Annotated in this window: 19 protein-coding genes; 13 read left to right on the forward strand and 6 right to left on the reverse strand. The window is 63.0% G+C overall.

Annotated elements, in window-relative coordinates; translation table 11 throughout:
* Positions 1-24: 24 nt before the first annotated feature.
* Both GKZ68_RS10785 and GKZ68_RS10790 read left to right on the forward strand, forming a co-directional pair.
* Entirely contained in the window at positions 25-1347 is a 1323-nt protein-coding gene (locus GKZ68_RS10785; protein ID WP_173114398.1) for a PepSY-associated TM helix domain-containing protein, read from the forward strand.
* Positions 1348-1397: 50 nt separating this feature from the next.
* A complete protein-coding gene (locus GKZ68_RS10790) occupies positions 1398-1643 on the forward strand; it encodes a hypothetical protein (protein WP_173114401.1) in 246 nt (81 codons plus the stop codon).
* 72 nt (positions 1644-1715) lie between these two features.
* Here GKZ68_RS10790 and GKZ68_RS10795 read toward each other — a convergent pair whose 3' ends face one another.
* Positions 1716-1946, reverse strand: coding sequence for a hypothetical protein (locus tag GKZ68_RS10795; RefSeq protein WP_173114404.1), 231 nt, complete (start codon positions 1944-1946; stop codon positions 1716-1718).
* 199 nt (positions 1947-2145) lie between these two features.
* Here GKZ68_RS10795 and GKZ68_RS10800 point away from each other — a divergent pair, with 199 nt between their 5' ends.
* Entirely contained in the window at positions 2146-3387 is a 1242-nt protein-coding gene (locus GKZ68_RS10800; RefSeq protein WP_173114407.1) for a pyridoxal phosphate-dependent aminotransferase, read from the forward strand.
* A gap of 101 nt (positions 3388-3488) precedes the next feature.
* Here GKZ68_RS10800 and GKZ68_RS10805 read toward each other — a convergent pair whose 3' ends face one another.
* On the reverse strand, positions 3489-5345 hold the full coding sequence (locus tag GKZ68_RS10805) for a serine hydrolase (protein ID WP_173114410.1): 1857 nt from the start codon (positions 5343-5345) through the stop codon (positions 3489-3491).
* 181 nt (positions 5346-5526) lie between these two features.
* Between GKZ68_RS10805 and GKZ68_RS10810 the strand changes: the two genes are divergently transcribed.
* Both GKZ68_RS10810 and GKZ68_RS10815 read left to right on the forward strand, forming a co-directional pair.
* Complete coding sequence (locus GKZ68_RS10810; protein ID WP_173114413.1) at positions 5527-7449, forward strand: ABC-F family ATP-binding cassette domain-containing protein; 1923 nt, start codon at positions 5527-5529, stop codon at positions 7447-7449.
* 272 nt (positions 7450-7721) lie between these two features.
* Positions 7722-8183 carry a hypothetical protein gene (locus tag GKZ68_RS10815; protein ID WP_173114416.1) on the forward strand — a complete coding sequence of 154 codons (462 nt, stop codon included), beginning with the start codon at positions 7722-7724 and terminating at the stop codon, positions 8181-8183.
* Between the two features lie 94 nt (positions 8184-8277).
* Here GKZ68_RS10815 and GKZ68_RS10820 read toward each other — a convergent pair whose 3' ends face one another.
* Positions 8278-8655 carry a hypothetical protein gene (locus GKZ68_RS10820; RefSeq protein WP_173114419.1) on the reverse strand — a complete coding sequence of 126 codons (378 nt, stop codon included), beginning with the start codon at positions 8653-8655 and terminating at the stop codon, positions 8278-8280.
* A 107-nt stretch (positions 8656-8762) separates the two neighbouring features.
* On the opposite strand from GKZ68_RS10820, the gene GKZ68_RS10825 reads away from it, so the two are divergent.
* From GKZ68_RS10825 to GKZ68_RS10845, 5 genes are all read left to right on the forward strand, one after another.
* The gene (locus GKZ68_RS10825) at positions 8763-9713 is read left to right on the forward strand and encodes a zinc-dependent peptidase (protein ID WP_173114422.1); all 951 of its coding nucleotides are present in this window, start codon (positions 8763-8765) and stop codon (positions 9711-9713) included.
* Between the two features lie 85 nt (positions 9714-9798).
* Positions 9799-10179, forward strand: coding sequence for a hypothetical protein (locus tag GKZ68_RS10830; protein ID WP_173114425.1), 381 nt, complete (start codon positions 9799-9801; stop codon positions 10177-10179).
* Positions 10180-10200: 21 nt separating this feature from the next.
* Complete coding sequence (locus GKZ68_RS10835; protein WP_173114428.1) at positions 10201-11193, forward strand: hypothetical protein; 993 nt, start codon at positions 10201-10203, stop codon at positions 11191-11193.
* A gap of 127 nt (positions 11194-11320) precedes the next feature.
* The gene (locus GKZ68_RS10840; RefSeq protein ID WP_173114431.1) at positions 11321-13360 is read left to right on the forward strand and encodes a S9 family peptidase; all 2040 of its coding nucleotides are present in this window, start codon (positions 11321-11323) and stop codon (positions 13358-13360) included.
* A gap of 112 nt (positions 13361-13472) precedes the next feature.
* Positions 13473-13958: a nuclear transport factor 2 family protein gene (locus GKZ68_RS10845; RefSeq protein WP_173114434.1), complete on the forward strand. Its 486-nt coding sequence runs from the start codon at positions 13473-13475 to the stop codon at positions 13956-13958.
* An 80-nt stretch (positions 13959-14038) separates the two neighbouring features.
* Here GKZ68_RS10845 and GKZ68_RS10850 read toward each other — a convergent pair whose 3' ends face one another.
* Positions 14039-14431: an MGMT family protein gene (locus GKZ68_RS10850; protein WP_173114436.1), complete on the reverse strand. Its 393-nt coding sequence runs from the start codon at positions 14429-14431 to the stop codon at positions 14039-14041.
* Between the two features lie 160 nt (positions 14432-14591).
* On the opposite strand from GKZ68_RS10850, the gene GKZ68_RS10855 reads away from it, so the two are divergent.
* From GKZ68_RS10855 to GKZ68_RS10865, 3 genes are all read left to right on the forward strand, one after another.
* Positions 14592-15683: an efflux RND transporter periplasmic adaptor subunit gene (locus GKZ68_RS10855; protein WP_173114439.1), complete on the forward strand. Its 1092-nt coding sequence runs from the start codon at positions 14592-14594 to the stop codon at positions 15681-15683.
* A gap of 153 nt (positions 15684-15836) precedes the next feature.
* Complete coding sequence (locus tag GKZ68_RS10860; RefSeq protein WP_173114442.1) at positions 15837-18944, forward strand: efflux RND transporter permease subunit; 3108 nt, start codon at positions 15837-15839, stop codon at positions 18942-18944.
* A gap of 133 nt (positions 18945-19077) precedes the next feature.
* Entirely contained in the window at positions 19078-20427 is a 1350-nt protein-coding gene (locus GKZ68_RS10865; RefSeq protein ID WP_173114445.1) for a TolC family protein, read from the forward strand.
* A 56-nt stretch (positions 20428-20483) separates the two neighbouring features.
* On the opposite strand, the gene GKZ68_RS10870 is transcribed toward GKZ68_RS10865, so the two are convergent.
* On the reverse strand, positions 20484-21536 hold the full coding sequence (locus tag GKZ68_RS10870) for an SDR family oxidoreductase (RefSeq protein WP_173114448.1): 1053 nt from the start codon (positions 21534-21536) through the stop codon (positions 20484-20486).
* 123 nt (positions 21537-21659) lie between these two features.
* Positions 21660-22370, reverse strand: coding sequence for a dienelactone hydrolase family protein (locus GKZ68_RS10875; RefSeq protein ID WP_173114451.1), 711 nt, complete (start codon positions 22368-22370; stop codon positions 21660-21662).
* Positions 22371-22421 lie beyond the last annotated feature (51 nt).

Consider the following 22421-nt stretch of genomic DNA (forward strand, 5'->3'; position numbering starts at 1 on the left):
CTACGCTACATCCCACTATTTTTCATGCAAACAACTTCAACCCCGCCGGTCCGCCCAGCAGCTTCGCCGCTGCGGCGCCTAGTGGGCCGCAACATGTACCGCTGGCACCGGGTGCTGGGCCTCATCACGCTGCTGCCGGTGCTGATGTGGACGCTCAGCGGCATTTCGCACCCGCTGATGTCGAACTGGCTGCGGCCGCCCATCGCCCACGAAACCGTGCCCGCGCCGCCGCTGCAAGCTGCCGCGCTAGCCCTGCCCGTGCCCGGGTTGCTGGCCCGGCACCACCTGGCGGCCATCCAAAACCTGCGCGTGGTGCAGTACCGCCACCAGCCTTATTATCAGGTTACTGACTTTCGGGGCCGGCTGCGCTATTTTGCCACTGCTACCGGCCAGGAGCTACCCCAGGGCGACCGCGCCTACGCCGAAGACGTGGCCCGCTACCTGCTAGCCGACTCGACCTCGGCCGTGGCCAGCGCCACGCGCCTGACGCACTACACCAGCGACTACAAGTTTATCAACCGCCTGCTGCCGGTTTGGAAAATCACCTTCGCCAGGCCCGATGGCATGGCCGTGTTCATTGAAACCGAGCAGAGCCGGATGGGCACGTTTAATAATACGGCCCGCGCCCGCTTTTTGCGGGTGTTTGGCATGCTGCACAACTGGGACTTCCTCGATGCGCTGCCGCGGCCCTGGCACCTGGGCATCATGCTGGTGTTTACGACTATCATCTGGCTGTCGGCCTTGAGCGGGCTTGTCATCTACGGCTTTGTGCGGAAGAAACTGCGGCAGCCCCGCTCGGCCCACGACCAGGTAGGCTGGCTGCGCCGGCGGCACCGCTCGCTGGGGCTGTGGGTGGCATTCGTCACGTTCACCTTTGCCCTGAGCGCCTCGTACCACCTCTGGCAAAAGCTTACGCCCGACCGCCGCGACACCGTGGCCCGCGTGTCGGGCTTCGCCGCCAGCGAGCTGACCTGGCCGCTCGCCGAGGCCCTAGCCGGCCCGGCGCCGGTGCAGCGCGTGTCGCTGGTGCGGGTGGCGGGCCAGCCCTACTATCGGTTGGCTAGCCAGGGCGCGGCCGGCAGCCCGGCAGCCGTGCAGTACCGCAGCACCCGCGACGGCCAACTGCTGCCCGATGGTGAGCTGCTGTACGCCCGCGAGCTGGGCCAGGAATTTATGCTGAAGCTTAATGGCCAGGCCGCGCCAGCCACCGCCACTGGCGCCGCCGAAGACGGCGCCCTCCCCGACTGCTGCATCGCCCCTAGCCTCACGGCCGAAACGCCCGCCGCCATCGGCCCGGCGGCCGCTAGCCCCCCTCGGCCCAAAGCAACCTGCTTAGCCCCGAGCTGATAACCAAGTTCGCCGGCGAGTACGGCTTCGTTAATAAGCGCCTGCCGGTGATGAAGCTGGCCTTTGCCACGCCCGAGCACACGGCCCTGTACGTGGAGCCCGCTAGCGGCCGGCTAGCCGCCCTCGTCACCGACGGCGACCGGCGCGAGGGCCTGTCCTTTGCCGTGCTGCACAAGTTTTTCCTCCTGGACTGGGCCGGCAAAAACGTGCGCGATGCCGTGGCCATTCTCTCGGCGCTGGGCGTGCTCGTGGTCACGCTCTACGGCTTTGCACTTCTGCTGCGTACCCGGCGCTAGGCCTGGGCGTTTCCGATAATAATACCGAGTGTCAGGGTCAACTCCTATACAGCTTCCATAAATAAGCAATTCCTAGCCTAGCCGCGATAATACTACCAGCAAGATGACTTGCGACGGATTTTTGGGCGAGAGCTTGTTTTCAAAGCTATCAAGCTCGTAGCCCTTTGCCAGCCACGCCTTTACTTCCGGAAAGGCCAGTAGCTCGGCTTTGGTGAAAGGAATGGGCGTGGCTTGGTGGCCGGCCGGCGCGGGCGCCGAGAGGAAAGTCAGGATTTTGGTAGCGGGCAGGTCGGCGGAAGACATAACAGGGCTAGCAACAAGGGGGGCAGCCAACTGCATTGGCTAGCTGCAAAGCTACGGCGCGGCCTAGCCCGCGCCGGGGCCAGCCGGAAGCCAGCCCGGCAGGCACCGGTTTATTTTGTAAAATAAAGACCCGCAACGCTCGCAACCCCGCGCGGGCCAATACTTTTGCAATTCGCATCCTTCTTTTTTGTATAAGATTATGTCGCCTAGTACCGCTACCCCGGCTGCCGCGCCGGCCGACCCCACTGCGTATTTCTCCGACCGCATTCTCCAGATTCAGGAATCGGCCACCATCGCCATGGCCAAGAAAAGCCGTGAGCTGGCCGCCCAGGGCGTGGACGTGATTAACCTGAGCTTCGGCGAGCCCGACTTTCAGACGCCACAGTATATCAAGGACGCGGCCAAGAAGGCGATTGACGACGGTTTTACGTTTTACACGCCGGTGCCGGGCTACTTAGATTTACGCCAAGCCATTTGTGATAAGCTACTGCGCGAGAACCACTTAACTTACGCTCCCAACCAGATTGTGGTGAGCACCGGCGCCAAGCAGGCCCTCAGCAACATCATTATGACGCTGGTGAATCCCGGCGACGAAGTCATCATTTTTTCGCCTTATTGGGTGAGCTACGCCGCGCAGGTGGAGCTGGCCGAGGGCGTGGCCGTGCCCATTATGGGCGCGCTCGAAAACGACTACAAGGTGACGGCCGCCGAGTTTGAGGCCGCCATCACGCCGCGCACCAAGGCCGTGATGTACTCCTCGCCCTGCAACCCCACGGGCGCCGTGTTCAGCCGGGCCGAGCTAGGGGCCATTGCTGAGGTGCTGGCGCGCCACCCCGGCATTTTTGCCATTGCCGACGAGATTTACGAGTACATCAATTTCACCGATGAGCACGTGAGCCTGGCGCAGTTCGATGCCGTGAAAGACCAGGTTATCACCATCAACGGCTTCTCGAAGGGCTACGCCATGACGGGCTGGCGCCTGGGCTACCTGGCCGCGCACCCGGCCGTGGCCGCCGCCTGCGACAAGCTCCAGAGCCAGATTACCTCGGGCACTTGCTCTATTGCGCAGCGCGCCGGGCTAGCCGCGCTGCAAGGCGGCCGCTCATCAGCCGATGAGATGGTGCAGGCCTATCACCGCCGCCGCGACCTCGTGCTAGGGCTGGTAAAAGACATTCCGGGCCTGAAAACGCCCACGCCCGACGGCGCATTCTATATTTTCCCCGACGTGTCGGCGTTCTTCGGCCGCACCGCGCCCGATGGCGCAGTTATCAATGATTCGTCGGACCTGGCGCTGTACCTGCTGCGCGACGCGCACGTTGCGGCCGTGAGCGGCGACTCGTTTGGCGCCCCCGCCTGCATCCGCTTCAGCACGGCGGCGGCCGATGACAAGCTAACGGAGGCGTTTGGACGCATCAAGAAGAGCCTGGCCGCCCTGCAATAAGCATCGGCCATCAAACCCTGTACGCAAAAAGCCCGGCCATAAATCTCGGCCGGGCTTTTTCTATAGTGACAAGCTAGGTAGAGCTGCCGCTAGCTGAGGCGCTACACGCTCCACAGCCGCATGCCCAGCCAGCTATAGGCACCCAGCACTGCCACCAGAAAGCACAGCCCGCCGTACGTAAACAGCAGGTACCAGGCCGCCAGGCGGCTGCGAAACTGGCGAAACCGAACCAGCAGCAACGCCAGCCCGGCCAGCGCGAACGCAGTGAAGGCCAGCGGCCCCATGAAGATGAGCACCGATTCGGCGCTAACGCGCCCCAGGTGGTCCAGCTTTGTGGAGGCGCTAGTGAAAGCCCAGGCGGTGGCCACAACAGCCAGCGTGGCCAGCAGCGGCAGCAACCGGGGCAACACCTGCGCCCGGGGCAGGCGCCGCCGCAACGCATACACGAGCCACACCAGCCCCGCGAGGCTGGCTGTAACCGCTAGCAACCCGCTCAGGGCTAACAAAGCTGGCGCCAGCCACCACCAGCTACCCGCCTCTATCAGGTAATACTGCGCGGGAGTAGTGCCGGTTATCAGCACGCGGTGGCCATCGGCATCGTGGGTGAATACGGTGCTGGCTACCAGCTCGGACGGATGCCGGAACAGGTGCGGGCCCGTAGCCAGTAGTGTGTCGGGCTTGCCAATCAGCGGCTGTAGTACGAGCAAGGGGCCGCGCCGCTCCAGGCTGTAAACGCTTACTATCGTGCCTAAATCCTTCTGGTAGCGCGGGGCCGCCACGCGATAGTGGCCCAGGTAAGCCGCTGCTTGGGTGGTGGCCAGCGCCACCGGGGCGGGCGGCAGGCTAGCAGGCGCCTGCCGTAGCAGAAACTGCTGCACCAGCAGCTCGATGCGGCTCTTGCGGTGGTTGCCGTTGTTCGAGAGCGCGTAGCCTACGCCCAGCTCCCGGTTGTAGCCCAGGGCCGAAATAAAGCCCGGGATAGCCCCGCCATGCCCCCGATAAATGGCCTTGCCTTCCACCGTTACGGCATAGTTGGCCAGGCCATAGCCAGTAGGCTGGCCGTTGCGGGCAGCTAGAGTACTGTGCATGGTTTCCATCTCGCGCAGGCTGGCCGGCTGCACAAGCGCAGTGCCAGCGGCGGTGCGGCCATCATGCAGAAAGAACTGCACGTAGCGGGCCATATCGGCCGCCGAGGCATTCATGGAACCACTCGCGCCGGGGTAGAGGGCAAATGGCGGGTTGGCCTCGTAGCGGCCGCCGGTGTAGGTGTAGCCCTGCGCAAGCTGCGGCAAGGCGCCCGGGCGCCGGGTGGGCGTAGCATCAGGCATGCCCAACGGACGCAAAAAATGCTGCGTCAAATACTGTTCATAAGATTGGCCACTAAACTTTTCCAGCAGATAGCCAGCTATTTGGTAGCCGGGGTTAGAATAGGCCATTCGCTCGCCGGGCCGCCAGCGGCAGCGCAGCTCATCTCGGTATAGCTCGACACTAGCCCGGCCTGGCAGGTCAGTAGCCGTGTAGTTGCCGAAGCGGTTGAGGCCCATATCGTCGAAGCCGGCAGTATGCTCTAGCAAATGCACCACGCGCACGGGGTCGGTAGTTTCCCAAGGATTATCGATGGGCACTTCGGGGGCAATTTTGCGGACCTCGTCGTTGAGGTGCAGCTTGCCCTGCTCAATGAGTTGCAGCAGGCCTAGCGCAATAAAGCTCTTGGTAATGGAGCCGATGCGAAACAGCGTGTGAGCCGTAACGGGCTGGTGCGTCGTGCTATTAGCTTCGCCCAGTCCACCGGCATACAGCACCGAGTCGCGGGTGGCCAGCACCAGCATCAAGCCCGGAATGTGCTCTTTGACCATCACGCGCCGGATGGAGTCGGTCAGCTCGGGCACGGAGTTGATGACGTGGCTGGCGCGCTGGGCGTGGGCAGGCCGGCCAGTTGCTGCGGTCAGCAGCAGCAAAAGAAGTAGTTTTCTTAGCATGAGAAAGTTAAGAGGGTAGAATTCCCTCAAAAGTATCTTGTGTCCGTGGCTCGTTGGTGCTGGAAGAAGCTACTTTGTTTTCCGGCGGGGCACATTGCCGCAACTATTGCGGCAATGTGCCCCGCCAGCGCCCTACCCCCGCCGTACCTTTGCAAGACTTATGAATTTGCTATCCGCCGAGAATATCTCGAAGAACTACGCCGACCGCTGGCTATTTCAAAACCTAAACTTTGGGCTGCAACAAGGACAGCGTATAGCCTTTGTGGGCATTAATGGCACCGGTAAAACTACGCTCATGCGCGTGCTGGCCGGGCTGGAAAACCCTGATACTGGCCTGGTTACGCGCCGGCAGGGCATCCGGGTCACGTACCTGGGCCAGCAGCCGGTGTTCGACGAAAGCCTGACGGTGGAGGAAACCATCTTCGCCAGCCAGAACGACACACTGCGCGCCGTGAAGGCCTACGAGCACGTCGTGAACGACCCCGACCACGACCCCGACGAACTGCAAAAGGTGATGGAGCGCATGGATGCCCTCAACGCCTGGGACTACGAAAGCCAGGTGCAACAGATTTTGGGTAAGCTTGGCATCCTGGGCGAGCTGCTACAGCGCAACGTGAGCAAGCTGAGCGGCGGGCAGCGCAAGCGCGTGGCCCTGGCCAGGGTGCTTATCGAAGAGCCCGACGTGCTGCTGCTCGACGAGCCCACCAACCACCTCGACCTGGCCACTATCGAGTGGCTCGAAAACCGCCTCAACTCGCCCAGCCTCACGCTGCTGATGGTGACCCACGACCGGTACTTTCTGGACAAAGTAGCCAACGAGATTGTGGAGCTCGACAAGGGCCAGATGTACCGCTACCAGGGCAACTACGCCTACTTCGTGGAGAAAAAGGCCGACCGCGAAATGCGCGAAGCCACTGAAGTAGAGAAGGCGCGCCAACTCTTCAAAAAGGAGCTGGAGTGGATGCGCCGCATGCCCCAGGCGCGCGGCACCAAGCAGAAGGCCCGCATCGACGCTTTCTACGTGACCAAGGAAAAGGCCAGCACCAACCTTAGCAAACAGCAGCTGGAGCTGAGCGTGAAAACCACCCGCCAGGGCGGCAAAATCATCGAAGCCGAGCACTTGAACAAGAAGTTTGGCGATAAGGTGGTGCTCGATGATTTCAGCTACGTCTTTAAAAAGAAGGACCGCATCGGGCTGGTCGGGCCCAACGGCGCGGGCAAGAGCACGCTGCTCAACATGCTGACCGGCAAGCTTCAGCCCGACAGCGGCACCGTGGACGTGGGCCAAACCACCGTGTTCGGCTACTATACCCAGACGGAGTTGGAATTTGACCCCAGCCAGCGCGTAATCGACATCGTGAAGGAAGTGGCCGAAGTGGTGGAGCTGGCCAACGGCGACGTGCTCACGGCCAGCCAGTTCCTGACGCTTTTCCTCTTTCCGCCGGCCCAGCAGTATACGCTGGTGAGCAAGCTGAGCGGCGGCGAAAAGCGCCGCCTGCAGCTGCTGCGCGTGCTGGTGAAAAACCCCAACTTCCTCATTCTTGACGAGCCCACCAACGACCTGGACCTGGGCACGCTCAATATTCTGGAAGACTTCCTGCTGAATTTTTCGGGCTGCCTGCTCATCGTGAGTCACGACCGGTATTTCCTCGACAACCTGGCCGAGCACCTGTTTGTGCTGGAGCCGGGCGGGGCCGTGCTCAACTTCCCCGGCAACTACACCGACTACCGCGACTACCTGGCCGAGCGCGACGAGCTGGCCGAGCTCGAAGCCGAGGAGAAAGCCGCCAAGGCCGCCCGCACCGCCGCCAAAGCGGTGGCGGCTAGCCCCAGCCCCGCGCCGGCCCCGGTAGTGGCCGCGCCGCCCAAGCGCCGCGCCAGCTTTGCCGAGAAGAAGGAGTTTGAACAGTTAGGGAAAGATATTGCGGCCCTCGAAAAGGAAAAGGAGCAGCTCGTGGCTAGCCTGGCCACCGGCCACGGCTCGCGCCAGGAATTGATTGACTGGCCGGCCCGTCTGCAAGCCGTTGATAAAGAACTCGATGCCAAAGGTGAGCGCTGGCTGGAGCTGAGCGACTTCATGTAGCGTCGGCCAGGGTCGGCTCAAAAAAAAGGCAGCAGTCCGGCGCGGGACTGCTGCCTTTTTTTTGAGTTGAAGCCGGCCAGCCTGCAACCTGAGCCTTTACCCAGACGTAGACGGGCGTTTTATTACGCGGCAAGCTGCCATTCCAGCCGCCTGTTTGGGGGTTTATGCTTCCGCCAACCAGGGTTTTATTCCTACTCAGCTAGCCCGTTGCAGCCTTGGCAGTATTACCAGCTTATTAACTCCGCCCCTCTATTCTGCCTGCTTTCTGCCCCGTGAGCGACCAACTTATTTTCTCTGAACCCTACGGCGTGGTGCTGGTCGATGCCAGCGTACCGTGCGTTATTACCCAGTGGCACGCCTTTGCCAATGCCACCGAGTTTATTACCCTGCAAGGCTTTGCCTTAGAATATTTTGAAGCGCACTCCAGTTCCGGAAACCCATGGGGTTGGGTCGGTGATGTGCGGCAGATGGGCGCGATTCCGGCCAAGGCGCAGGCCTGGCTCGTTGCCGAGTTTAATTCCCGCGCCACTGCCGCCGGCCTGCGCGAAGTGAGCGTAGTGGTGGCCGAAACAGTATTTGGCCAGATTGCCACCCAGCGCTACATCGACGAAACCCGCCACAACCGCGACCGGGCCGACCTGCATACCCAGGTTTACGACTCGCTGGCCAGCGCCAAGGAAGGCGCCCGGCAGTCGGTAGTCCGGCACCGGGCCACTGACTCCCACCCTAGCTAGCCTCGCGCAGCCTACGGCACTAATCACCAAGCCGCCCCGGCCACCGGCATGGCAGCCGGCAGCCGGGGCGGCTTGGTGATTAATGCCGCAAAAACTACGCTTTCCAGAGCTCGTGCTCCTGGCCTTTGCTGGTGGTGAGCACGAAGCGGGGCGGGTTGGCGCGCAGCACGAGGCGCACGCGGCCGGGGTACTTTTCGGAGTCAATCCAGACGCCGTCTTCCTTCTGCGGCTTTTCGGTGGCAGGCAGGTAGGCGGTGGGCAGCAGCACGTCGGTATCCGACTTGAGGTCGAGGTGCACTTTTTCGAGGGCCGCTTCGAGGTCGGGGCCATAGTCGTCGTTGAAGTCGTCTTCGAGGTCGTGCAGGGCTTCTTCCACGTCGTCGTAGCGGGCGTCGTCGTAGGTGAGCGTGTGCAGCTCGGCTTTCTTCTCAATCAGGGCCAGCAGGGCTTTGTTCAGTTCGGCGGCGTTCATGGGGGCAGGCAGGGGGAAGACAACGGAAGTGGGTACGCCGCAAATTTGCGCATGAAAAGGCAAACTTCGCCGCCAACCCCCGGCGCCGGGCCGCCGTTAAGGCGGCCATGTCGCTTTCGTATTTTCTGGCTGGCGCCGCGCTGCTGGCTGTGCTTTTCTTTTTTTACCGCTACCTCACGGCCGATGCCCGTCGGCGCCGGGCGGCGTTAGCCATGCCGTTTCCAACCGCTTGGCGCACGCTTCTCACGGAGAACGTGGCCTTTTACGACGGCCTGGAGGGGCGCGAAAAAACCCGCTTCGAGCAGGCCATGCAGCTGTTTCTGGCCCGCACACGCCTCACCGGCGTGCAAACCGAGGTCGATGACCTTACGCGCGTGCTCACGGCGGCGGCGGCCGTCATTCCGGTATTTGGCTTTCCGGGCTGGGAATACCCGACGCTGCACGAAGTGCTGATAGTGCCCGATGCCTGGCAGCTCGAAACCCGCCCCGACCAGGAAATGAAACCCTTGCAAGGCACCCTGCTAGGGTCGGTGCAAAGCTTCCAGACCTCGCAGTACATGCGCCTGAGCCGGGCGGCCCTGGTGCAGGGCTTTGCCGACGCCGAAGACAAGCACAACGTGGGCGTGCACGAATTTGCCCACCTCGTAGACGAAGCCGACGGGCAGATTGACGGCGTGCCCGGCGCGGGCCTGCCACCCGCCCTGCGCCAGCCCTGGGCCGCAGTGATGCAGCGCGAGCTGGCCGCCATCCGGGCCGGCCACTCCGATATCGATGCCTACGGTGGCACCAACGAAGCTGAGTTTTTTGCGGTGGTGAACGAGTATTTCTTCGAGCGGCCCGAAAAGCTCCAGGAGCATCACCCCGAGCTATTCGACCTGCTGGCCCAGGCCCTGCGCCAGCACCCCGAGCAGACGCTGACCGCCCACGGCCGCCACCTCGACCCGCGCCAGTGGCTGCGCCAGCTGCGCGCCAAAAAGAAAGTGCTGGGCCGCAACTCGCCCTGCCCCTGCGGCTCGGGCCAGAAGTATAAGGACTGCCACCTAAGCCAGGCGGCCTAGCCAGCACGGCGCAAGAGTTCAGCAAAAATCGCTAGTATTGCAACTAAGCTGGAAAGCCATTTTCAGTTGGTTACTTAGGCGACTTATGCTCTCCCGTTTTTTTATTTGGCTAGCCCTTAGCGGGTTCAGCATGGGCGCGCTAGCTGCCCAGGGCATCTATTACCTGGCTGCGCCCACCGCCCGCGCGCCGCTGGCGCCGGGGCCGGCCTACGTTGCCCGCGTGGTCGATGCGCGGGCGCAGCGGGCTAGCCTGGGCAGCGTGAGCCGGGGCGAGGTGCTGCCCTTGCCGGCCACGTTTCGGGCGGGGGTGCGGGCCACGTTGCAGCCGTTTTTTACTGCCTACGCACCCGGCCAGCCCGGCGCGGTGCCGCTGGTGCTGCGCCTCACCGGCCTCGAAATAGCCGAGACCCTGGGCCGGGTCGAAACCGCCGTGGCCGGCTGCACCGCCGACTTCTATGCGCCGTAGCCCGATAGCACCTACCGCCTGGTGGCGCGCTTTGCCCAGGTGCACGAGCAGTCCACCCGCAGCCTGTTTGCCGATGCCACCAAGCACCACGCCGACAACCTGGGCGAGCTACTGCTCGATGCCGCCGCCCTGGCCCGCAACCAGGCGGCCTGGCTGCCCGCCGGCCCCAGCTACCCCGCAGCCTATGTGCTGGTCCCTACTTCTCACCCCGGAGAGCAGCTGCCCATCCTGCAGCCCGAAATCTCGCCGCAGCCCGGCATTTACCACTCGCTCGTTGAGTTTTGGAATAACCGGCCCAGCGAGCCCAGCCTCCCAGACGTGGAGAAGCATCCCTATTTAAGTACCGAGTGGGCTGGCGACTCGGAGGTAAAAGTATACCGCCATCTGGCTGGCAATAAGCTTAAACTGATTACGGATGCCTGGGGCTTTTGCGATGGCCAGGACTATTATTTTCGCCGCGAGCGCAACTACTACCGGCTGCGGCGCCAGGGACCGGGCTTTGTGTACTACGGCCAGGTGGGCGATGACCCGCAGTACAGCCGGGCCGTGAATGGGCGGGCCTTCAATAATTCTCTGCTCATGGGCAGCATGCTGGCCAGCGCCAGCGCGCCCTCGCTGGAGCGCCGGGCGCTGTTTACGCTGCACCTGCTGCCCGGCACCGCCACCCTCGACCAGGCCCCTACCCTAGCCGAAAAGCCGGGGGCGGCCGTGCGGCCCACGCACCTGTTTGTGTACCGGCCGCGCGGCGATAAGGGGCCGGCCGTGCGCATTCGGCTGGCCGACGACCAGCCCGCCCGGGAGCTGGTGCCCGGCGATTACCTCACCTTTGAGCCGGCCAGCGAGCAGCCGCTGCGGGTGTGCCTGCTGCCCGCTGCCGGCCCCGCCGTGTACCTGCCCGTGACGCCCACCGCCGAGGCGCCCACCTACCTCGAATGCCGCGCTACTGCCCCCGAGCCCCTGCGCCAGGTAAAAGACGCGGCGGGCGCGGCCGCCCTCAACCGCCTGGTGAAGTAGACCGGTGCCAATTGGTTTGCGCAATGACCGAGCGGTACTAGCTAATATCCTAAAAATTCTTCCATAAAGAATAAATCAACCCCTCTTTCGATTACCTTAGCGGCTGAACCTCAACCTATTTCAGCCCATGAAAACACTTACAATCTGGCTAGCCCTGCTGCTGGCCTTGGCCGGTGCGCCGTACCCTGGCGCGGCCCAGCAAGCCACCGTGCCGCTCATCGACCGCGAGCTGCTGTTTGGCGACCCCGAGGTGTCGGGCGCGCAGCTCTCGCCCGACGGCAAGTTTCTGTCGTTTATCAAGCCGTATAATGGCACGCGCAACATCTGGGTGAAGGGCCTGAGCGAACCCTTTGCCAAGGCCCGGCCCATGACCAACGACCAGGCCCGGCCGGTGCGCAGCTACTCGTGGAGCCGCGATGGCAGGTATCTGCTGTATGCGCAGGACAAGGGCGGCGACGAGAATTTCAATATCTACGCCGTGGACCCGGCCGCCGCGCTGCCCGCCGGCCAGGTTGTGCCCACTGCCCGCGACCTGACTGGCCTGAAGGGCGTGCGGGTCGTCATCTACCACGCGCCGCTCAATGACCCTAACGCGCTGTTTATCGGCCTCAACGACCGCGACAAGGCTTGGCACGACTTGTATAAATTGAACCTGGCCACTGGCGAAAAAACGCTGGTGCGCCAGAACAACGACCGCCTCACGGGCTGGGTTTTCGACTGGCAGGACCAGCTGCGGCTAGCCTCGCGCTCGAACCCCGATGGCAGCACCGAGTGGCTGCGCGTGGCCGGCGACCAGCTCACGCCCTTCTACCGCACCACGCTCAATGAGGAAAGCAACGTGGTGGGCTTCGCGCCCGATAACCAGCATATTTACTTGACTACCAATAAAGGGGAGGCCCGCGACCGCTCGGAAATCATGCTCTTTGACCCGGCCACGGGCCAGGAAAGCATATTTGCCGCCGACCCGCTGCACCGCGTGGATGCCGGCGAGCTGGTGCTATCGGAGAAGACGCACCAGCCGGTTTTTCTTGACTTCACCGACGACCGGCTGCGGCGCGTGTGGCTCGACAAAGGTTTCGAGCAGGATTTCAAAGCCGTGGCGGCCCAGCTGCCGGGCCTTGAGGTGTACCCGGCGTCGCACACCACCGACGAGCGTTTGTGGCTGCTCAATGCCAGCGACGCCACCCATCCCACCACGGCCTATCTATTTGACCGCCAGACTAAAAAACTCACCCAGCAGTACCAGACCCGGCCACTGCTGCTACCCGCCACGCTAGCCCCCATGACGGTGGTGCGCTACAAGTCGTCGGACGGCCTGGAGATTCCGGCCTACCTGACCCTGCCCAAGGGCGTGCCGGCCAAGAACTTGCCGGTCGTCATTTTCCCGCACGGCGGGCCGTGGGGGCGCGATGCCTACGGCTTCAATGTTTTCCACCAGTTTCTGGCCAACCGGGGCTACGCGGTGCTCTCGCCCAATTTTCGGGCTAGCACCGGCTACGGCAAGAAATTCCTGAACGCCGGCAACAACGAGTGGGGCCAGAAAATGCAGGACGACCTGACCTGGGGCGTGAAATACCTGGTGGCCCAGGGCATTGCCGACCCGAAGCGGGTGGGCATCATGGGCGGCTCGTATGGCGGCTACGCCACCCTAGCGGGCGTGGCCTTCACGCCCGACCTCTACGCGGCGGGCGTGGCCATCGTAGCGCCATCCAATTTGATGACGCTGCTCAACTCGATTCCGGCTTATTGGGAGCCGATTCGCAAGCAATTTTATGAGCGCATGGGCGACCCCGGTACCGAGGCCGGCCGAGCCCAGCTCAAGCGCCAGTCGCCCCTCAACTCGGCCGATAAAATAAAAACGCCGCTCATGGTGGTGCAGGGCGCCAACGACCCGCGCGTGAACAAGGCCGAGGCCGACCAGATTGTGGTGGCCCTGCGCGACCGCAACTACCCCGTGCAGTACCTGCTGGCCCCCGACGAAGGCCACGGCTTTGCCCGCCCCGTGAACAACCTGGCGATGATTGCGGCCTCCGAGAAATTCCTGGCCCAGTATCTGCACGGCCGCTACCAGGCCAGCCTGACGCCCGCCGTGGAAAAGCGCTTAGCCGAGATTACGGTAGACCCTAAAACCGTAGCGCTGGCCGCACCGGGCGTGGCGGGCAAGTAGCGCGGCAGAAGCAGGTATTTCTACCTGTTTTACCATTTTATCTTGCTTTAAGCATACTAACTACTTGATTTTCTGCTAGATTTGGCACTCACCTTTCTCCTTCTAGCAGCGTATGAAAGCTTCCCTACCCCTCCTGGCTGCGGCCACGCTCCTGGCATTTGGCGCCGGCAGCACCAGCGTACCTGCCGCTCCTCGCCCCGCCGCGGCCGGGCCAACCACGATGGCCGCCTTGTATCAACAGTTTGCCGATGCCTTGCAGCAGCAGGATATGGCCAAAGCCACCGCCTGCCTGGCAAAAAATGTGCGGCTGCTCGGCACTACATCTGCGCTAAGCGGCCGGGACTCGCTCAGCACTTACTGGCTTAAGGATTCATTCAGCACCACCACCAATCTGAAACTTACCCCTTTGCGCTCGGGCGGCGATGCAATGATGGGCTACACTACGGGCTACTTCTCCGCCGACCTCAAACCAACAGCGGCCTACCCGGCAGGTGGCTCAGTGCGCGGCTCGTACATGTTACAGAGCCATAAGCAGGGCACTACCTGGCAGATTTCGTACGTGCACGTAGCCCAAGTACCTGTTAAGGCCAATAAGTAACGGCCCATTCTTACCTACAAAAAGCTGCTGGAAGCCCGTCTCCCAGCAGCTTTTTGCTTTTGCAGAATAACCAGTCGGCCCTACCCCAGTTCGGTGGCCGGGTTCCAGAATAGCTTCTTGAACTCCACTACCACGTCGTCCTCCACCCGCACGCCCTCGGCCTCCAGGCGTTCCTGCATGGCGGTGGGGGTAGGAAAATGGTGGCGCCCGCTGAGCTGCCCTAGCCGATTGACGACGCGGTGCGCGGGCACGGGCGCGTCTTTTTGGTGGGTGATGGCATCGAGGTTGGAGGCCATGAGGGCGTAGCCCACGGCCCGCGCGCCGCGCGTAGCCCCCAGGTAGTGCGCCACGGCGCCGTAGCTCGTGACGCGGCCCGGCGGCACCAGGCGCACTACCTCGTGCACGTCGGCAAAGTAGTTGCGCTCGGGCGCGGGCGTGGTTTGGCCGGGGGGTGGGCTAGCGGGCTTTTTCATGGCGGTGAAAATACGGGGCCGGCGGCGCAACCCCCGGCGCGCGGGCGCGTCCTTGCGCCCGCGCACTTGAACCCGAACTTTGCGCCTGCTGTTTTCTGACCTTCGGCTGGTCGCCGGGCTCTTTGCGGGGCTAGCGGCTGATTTCCAACTAATTTCCCGTATGCGCTTTTTTTTTGCGGCCCTGCCTGCGGCGTCCCGCGTGGGCGCGGCTCCGCTGCTGCTAGCCGGTGCGCTGGCCCTGCTGGCCGGCTGCCATTCTAAAACCGAAGAGAAAGGCGGCAAAGACGCCAAAAAGAACAACGGCCCCGCCCTCGTGGATGTGCTGGTGGCTAGCCCCTCGGCCGTGACCGATTCGGTAGAAGCCAACGGCGCCGTGGTGGCCAACGACTACGTGGAGCTGCACCCCGAGGTGAGCGGCCGCCTCACCTACCTGCAAGTAAACGAGGGCCGCCGCGTGAGCAAGGGCACCGTAATCGCCCGTATCAACGACGCCGACCTGCAGGCTACCCTGCAAAAAATCCGGGCGCAGTTGCAAGTGGCCCGCCTCTCGCAAGACCGCCTCGAAAAGCTGCTTAAAGTGCAGGGCGTGAACCAGGCCGACTACGACCTGGCCGTGAGCCAAGTGCGGAGTGCCGAGGCCGATGCCGCCTACAATCAGGCGCTGCTGGCTAAAACCGTTATTCGGGCGCCTTTCGGCGGCGTGCTGGGCCTGCGCCAGGTGAGCCCCGGCGCCTACGTCACGCCCGCTACCATCATCGCCACCTTGCAGGCCGATACCAAGCTTAAAGTTGATTTTACGCTGCCGGAGGCTAACGGGGGGCTGGTACATCCCGGCACCGTGGTCACGGTGCGCTTTGCCGGCAACCCGCCGCGCACCTACGCCGCCACCGTGCAGGCCCAGGAAAGCCAGGTCAACCAAACTACCCGCAACCTCACGGTGCGCGCCCTGCTGCCGGCCGGCGCGCAGGTGAGCCCCGGCACGTTCGCTAGGGTGCTGGTGCCCACCGGCACGGCCCGCCGCAGCGTGCTGCTGCCCACCAATGCCATCATGCCCGGCGATAAGTCGGACCAGGTGGTGCTCGTAAAACACGGCAAAGCTGTGATGCAGGACGTAAAAACCGGTGACCGTCAGGAAGACCAGATAGCCGTGATAAGTGGCCTCGCGGCTGGCGACTCGGTGGTGACGAATGGGGTGCTCTTCACCCAGCCCGGCAAGCCGGTGAAGGTGCGCAAGGCGAAGGTAAAAGAATAAAGACCACCTAAAAAGAACGTCATGCTGAGCTTGTCGAAGCATCTCGCATGGGGTAGTAATCAAAACTGTTGAACGATTAAATTACTGCTGCACGCGAGATGCTTCGACAAGCTCAGCATGACGTTCTATTTGCGCTGTCCTATTAATTAAAGCATGAATATTTCCGAGCTATCCCTGAAGCGGCCCGTGCTCGCCACGGTCTTCAACCTGCTGCTGATACTCTTCGGCGGGGTGGGCTTCTCGTTTCTGGCGCTGCGCGACTACCCGGCCATCGACCCGCCGATTATCAGCGTGAGCACCTCCTACACCGGCGCCAACGCCGACGTAATTGAGAACCAGATAACTGAGCCGCTCGAAAAGCAGATTAACGGCATTCCGGGCATTAAATCCATCACGTCGAGCTCGTCGCTAGGGTCGAGTAATATCACGGTCGAGTTCAACCTCGACGTGGATTTGGAGGCCGCTGCCTCCGACGTGCGCGACAAGGTGGGCCAGGGCGTGCGCTCGCTGCCGCAGGACATTGACGCGCCGCCGGTGGTGTCGAAGTCGGACGCCAACTCTGATAACATCCTCATCCTGGCCGTGCAAAGCCGCACCAAGAGCCTGATGGACCTGAGCGACTTTGCCGAGAACAACCTGCAGCAGCGCTTCCAGACCATCAACGGCGTGTCGGCCATCAACATCTTCGGGCAGCAGCGCTACGCCATGCGCCTGTGGCTCGACCCGGCCAAGATGGACGCCTACCAGGTGTCGTTTACCAACGTGCAGCAGGCCCTGAACGCGGAAAACGTGGAGGTGCCGGCCGGCAAAATCTACGGTGGCCAAACCGAGCTGACCATTCGCACGATGGCCCGCTTCAGCACCGAGGCCCAGTTTCGCAACCTCATCCTGCGCGAAAACAAGGCGGGTATCGTGCGCCTCGGCGACGTGGCCCGCGTGGTGCTCGGCCCCGAAAGCTACGAGCAGGCCTGGAAGCTGAACGGGGCCTCGGCCGTGGGCCTGGCCATCATCCCGCAGCCGGGCTCCAACTACGTGCAGATTGCCGACGAATTTTACAAGCGCCTGGCCGAGGTGCAGAAGGAAAACAAGTCGGACATCGAGATGCGCGTCATCGTCGATAACACGAAGATTGTGCGCAACTCGATTGATGAAGTGCTGGAAACCCTGGCTATTTCCTTCGGGCTGGTGGTGCTGGTTATCTTCTTCTTTTTCCGCAACTGGCTCACGGCCCTGCGCCCGCTCATCGACATTCCGATTTCGCTGATTGCCACGTTTTTCGTGATGTACCTGGCGGGCTTCACCATCAATATTCTCACGCTGCTCGGTATCGTGCTGGCCACCGGCCTGGTAGTGGACGATGGTATCGTGGTGACGGAGAACATTTTCCGCAAGCTCGAAGAAGGCATGGACATCCGGCGCGCAGCGCTGGAGGGCAGCAAGGAAATCTTCTTCGCCGTTATCTCGACTTCGCTGACTCTGGCGGTGGTGTTTTTGCCAGTTATTTTTCTCGAAGGTTTTACCGGGCGCTTGTTCCGCGAGTTTGGGGTAGTGGTAGCGGGCGCGGTGCTGATTTCGGCCTTCGTGTCGCTCACCATCACACCGGTGCTCAACGTGGTGCTGCACCGCGAAAGCAGCAGCAAAGAAGGCAGCGGCCACGGCAAGTTTTACGATAAAACCGAGCCCTTTTTCCAGGGCATGGAAACCGGCTACGGGCGCATCGTGGGTGGCTTTCTGCGGGTGCGGGGGCTAGCCTGGGTAGTGGTGGCCGCGTGCGCGGGCATCATCTACTTCGTGGGCCGGGGCCTGCCCACCGAGCTAGCCCCGCTCGAAGACCGCAGCAGTGTGCGCCTAGTCTTGACCGGGCCGGAGGGCACGAGCTTCGACGCGATGGAGAAAATCAGCGGGCAGGTGGCCGACTTCGTGCGCGACTCGGTGCCCGAGAATGACTTTGTTTTTGCCCGCACGCCCGCCGGCGGCAGCGCTAATACCGCCCAGGTACGCGCTGGCCTGGTGCCGCCCGACCAGCGCAAGCGCTCGCAGGAAGACATTGCCAAGTACTTGACCAAGAAGACCAAGCGCTTCAACGACGCCCGCATTTTCGTGGTGCAGGAGCAGACCATCGCCGTGGGCTCGGGCGCCAAGAGCAGCGTGCCGGTGCAGTTTGTGCTGCAAAACACTGACCTCGATAAGATTAAGGAGGCGCTACCCAGGTTTCTGGCCGCCGCCCGCCAAGACCCGACCTTCCAGAACGTCGATGCCAACCTCAAATTCAACAAGCCCGAGGTGCAGCTCACGTTTGACCGGCTGAAAATCCGCGACCTAGGCCTGACCACGCAGGATGTGGTGGCGGCCGTGCAGGGTGCCTTCGGCGGCCGGCGCATGGCCTACTTCCTGCTCAATGGCCGGCAGTATCAGGTTATCGGGCAGGTAGACCGCAACGCCCGCAGCGCGCCCACCGACATCAGCCGCCTCTACGTAACCAACAGCCGGGGCGAGAGCATTCCGCTCACGGCGGTGGTGCACCAGGTCGAGAATTCGAACCCCAGCACGCTTTTCCACTTCAACCGCCTGAAAGCGGCGACGTTATCGGCGCAGCTGGCCGAGGGCAAAACGGTGGGCGACGGCGTGAAGGCCATGCAGGCCATTGCCGACAAAACGCTGGATGCCAGCTTCTCGACGGCGCTCACCGGCTCGTCGCGCGACTTTGCCGAAAGCTCGGGCAACACGGCTTTCGCCTTTATGCTAGCCCTCGTGCTGATTTACCTGCTGCTGGCGGCGCAGTTCGAGAGCTTCCGCGACCCGCTCACCATCTTGCTCACGGTGCCGCTAGCCCTGGCCGGCGCGCTGCTCAGCCTGTGGCTGATGGGCCAGACGCTCAATATCTTCTCGCAAATCGGGATGATTATGCTCATCGGCCTCGTGACCAAAAACGGCATTCTCATCGTCGAGTTTGCCAACCACCAGCGCGACGCCGGCCTGCCCCTGCGCGAGGCCGTGCGGCTAGCCGCTCAGCAGCGCCTGCGGCCCATTTTGATGACCTCGCTGGCCACGGCGCTGGGCGCCTTGCCCATTGCCCTGAGCCTGGGCGCGGCCAGCACCAGCCGCAAGCCGCTGGGCACCGTTATCGTAGGCGGCATCCTGTTCTCACTAGTGCTCACGCTGTTGGTGATTCCGGCCATCTACACCTTCATTGGCAAGGAGCGCAAGCCGGTAGCGGCTGATGCTGTTCCTATGCCCGAGCCAGCGGAAGTAGTTGCTTAAGGCACTAGTTAGTAAGAACGTCATGCTGCGCTTGCCGAAGCATCTCGCTCGCCTCGTTAGGTTCAGCCCCCCTAGCGGCGCGGTAGAGATGCTTCGGCAAGCTCAGCATGACAAACATTTACGTTTGTCCTTCATGAAATCATTGATTATCGGCCTTGCGCTGCTCAGCCTCAGCACCGCCAGCCAGGCCCAAACGCCCGTGCCGAAAGTGCCGGCGCCCGCCGTAGCAGCCAACCCGCCAGCGCCGGTGCTCACCTTGCACGAGGCCCTGCAAACGGCCCTCAAAAACAGCCTCGACCTACAGATTGCCCAGAATACGGTGGAGGTGCAGCGCCTGCAAAACACGCTGGGCTTTGCGGGCGGCCTGCCTTCGCTGGCCCTGGCGGGCAGCAACAACGTGGTGATTAACAACACCAACCAGGAGTTTAATACCGGCCTGACGACCATTCGCACCGGGGCGCGCTCGACGCAGTACAACTTTGGGCTAGCGGGCTCCTACTTGCTCTATAATGGCGGCTACGTGGTGGCCAACCGCAAGCGGCTCGATGAATTGCAGCAAATCAGCGAGTTGCAGCTCAACTCGACGGTGCAGAATGTGCTGGCCGACGTGAGCCTGAAATACTACGCCGTGGTGCAGCAGCAGCGCTACATCCGCACCTTGCAGGCCTCGGTGGAGGTGTCGCGCCAGAAGCTGCGCCTCATTGAGGCGCGCCAAGCGGTGGGGCTAGCCAACAATGCCGACCGCTTCCAGGCCCAGCTCGACCTCAACGCCCAGCTCGAAACCCAGGGCCAGCAGGCGCTGGCCGCCCAGCAGGCCACGGCCGATTTGCTGCGCGCCCTAACGCTGGATTTGAACACGCCCGTAGCGCTGGAAGACAGCATTCCGGTGAGCCGTGACCTGCGCTGGGCCGACCTCCAGGCCTCGCTCGCGCGTAATCCCGCGCTGCTGGCCGCCGACCGCCAAGTGCGCGTGAATGAGCTGCTGGAGCGCGTGGCCCGCGCCAACCGCTACCCTTCGCTGGGTATCAACGCCGGCACCAACTTCGCCCGCAACCAGAACGCGGTGGGCACTACCCTTTTCAACCAGAGCTACGGCCCCTATGCCGGGCTGGGCCTGGCGGTACCCATCTACTCGGGCGGGGTGAACCGGCGCCGCGTGGACGTAGCCCGTGTGAACACCAAAACGGCCGCCCTGCAGCTCGCCGCCTTGCAGCAAACCTATCAGCTCAACGCCCGCAAAGCCTGGGAGGCCTACGAGCAGACCCTGGCGCTGGTAGACACCGCCGAGGCCAGCTACACCACCGCCCGCAACCTGCTGAAACTGGTGCAGATGCGCCTCGACGCCGGCCTCTCGACCCTGGTCGATGTGAAGCTGGCCCAGCAGAGCTACGAAGATGCCGGCTACCGCTTGGTAAACTACCGCTACAATGCCAAATCGGCCGAGATAACGCTGCGGCAGCTGGCGGCACTGCTGGCGCCATAAAAAAGGCGCGGTTGGTATACATAGCGCCTTTTTTATGGGTAGCTTGGCAGCTTTCTTTACCGCACCGGGAAGTTTTCGTTGTTGCGGGCGGCCTCGTCGCGGTTGAGCTTGGTGAGAAACGACTGCGTAGGGGCCGTTTCGCTCTCGTGGCCTTTGCGGCGCTCGTTGGCAGCGGCGCTTTCGCCGGTGGCGGGCAGGGCGCGGTTTACCCAGGCCAGAATATCGACTGTGGTGCCGGGCGCGATGCCGTGGAAGGTAGCGAGTAGCTTGGCCGGCAGCGACAAAATCAGCTCGCCATCGCCGCGCCGGGCGGCGTTCCAGATGCGGCGGGCCGCGTCTTCGGCGCTCATCGTGAAGCCGGGCAGGGCATCGGCGATGCTAAACCAGGCGTATTCTTTTTCGTGGTTGCCTTTCACGTCGGCATTCTGAGCGCTGCCGGTGCGCAGCAGGCCGGGGCACACGGTCGTCACGTAGATGCCGTGCTGGCTCAGCTCGGCCCGAAAGCCTTCCGACAAGCCCACCAGGGCAAACTTGCTGGCGCTGTAAGCCGTGAGGTGCGGAATGGCCACCTTGCCCCCTAGCGACGAGATATTGATAATGCGCCCTTCGCCGCGCAGCCGCATGCCCGGCAGCACCGCCTGCATAGCGTGAAACGGCGCCCAGAAGTGCGTGTTCATGGCATCCTCAAAGTCGCGGGCGTCCATGTTTTCGAGCGGGCCGCCGATAATGATGCCAGCATTATTTACCAGCACGTCGATGCTGCCGAGCTTGCGCTCGACTTCGGCCACCAGCGAGCGCACCTCGGCCGCGTCGGTGAGGTCGCGGGCCAGGGCAAGCACGTTTTTTTCGCTGCCGCCGTAGCCGAGCAGGTCTCGGCGGGCGCAGGTCAGCTCCTGCTCATCGCGGGCGCAAATGGCCACGCGGGCGCCTTCGAGCACGGCGCGGCGGGCCAGCACCAGGCCCAGTCCGCGCGAGCCACCCGTGATGAGCACAGTGCGCCCCGTGAGCTCATACGAGCCGCGCCGATTGCGCCAAACGGTGGTACCCAGGGCGGCTAGCCCCAGGCCAGCGGCCCAAAGCCAGGAAGAAGTGCGGGAGGTGGGTTTCATGCCCCTCTGTATGCAATTTGGGGTTGAAAGGTTACGTTGCGGCCCATTACCAAAAGCCGGCCGCCCGGCGGCGCGGGTAGCGCTGCCCGGCGGCCGGCTTTTGGTAATGGGCCGGGCTGCTGCCTACGCGCCCAGCTTCTCTTTGAAAAAAGCCAGCGTGAGCGCCCAGGCCTCGGCGGCCGCGTCCTTGCTGTAGCTCGGGCGCTCGTCGCAGTTGAAGCCGTGGTCGGCGTAGGAGATAACGGTATTGATGTAGGGCTTGCCGGTGGCATCTACGGCGTCGATTATCGTCTTGATATTCTCCTTCGAGATGTGCTGGTCGAGCCCGCCCCAGAAAAACAAGTGCGGCGCGTGCAGGTCCTTGGCCCGGTCGGCTAGGGTGTGCAGCCCGCCGCCGTAGTACGACACGGCCGCGGCCAGCGGCAGCACGGTATTGGCCACGAAGGCTACCCGGCCACCCAGGCAAAAGCCGATGGCCGCGATGTTGTCTTTCTGCACATTGGGCTGGGCTTGCAGCCAGTCGTAGGCGGCCTGCGCATCGTGGGCCAGCCCCTCGGGCGTGATGCCCTGAAAGTGCGGCATGGCACTCGGAAAGTCGGTGTAGGCAATTTCGAGGCCCGGCGCGGCGGTGCGGTGAAACAGCTCGGGCGCCACCACCACGTAGCCGGCAGCAGCCAGGCGGTCGGCCACGCTCCGGATGTGGTGGTTCACGCCGAAAGCTTCCTGAAACAGAATGATGCCGGGGGCGCGGGCCGGGCTCTGGGGCTGGGCGGCGTAGGCGTGCATGGCGGTGCCGTCGGCCACGGGCAGCACGAGCGCGTTGGGAATGCTCATAAAGAACTGAGGAACTGGGAAAAGGATTCGGAGCCAGAAACAAGGCGGCGG

It is taken from the genome of Hymenobacter sp. BRD128, assembly GCF_013256625.1.
Taxonomy (GTDB): Bacteria; Bacteroidota; Bacteroidia; order Cytophagales; family Hymenobacteraceae; genus Hymenobacter.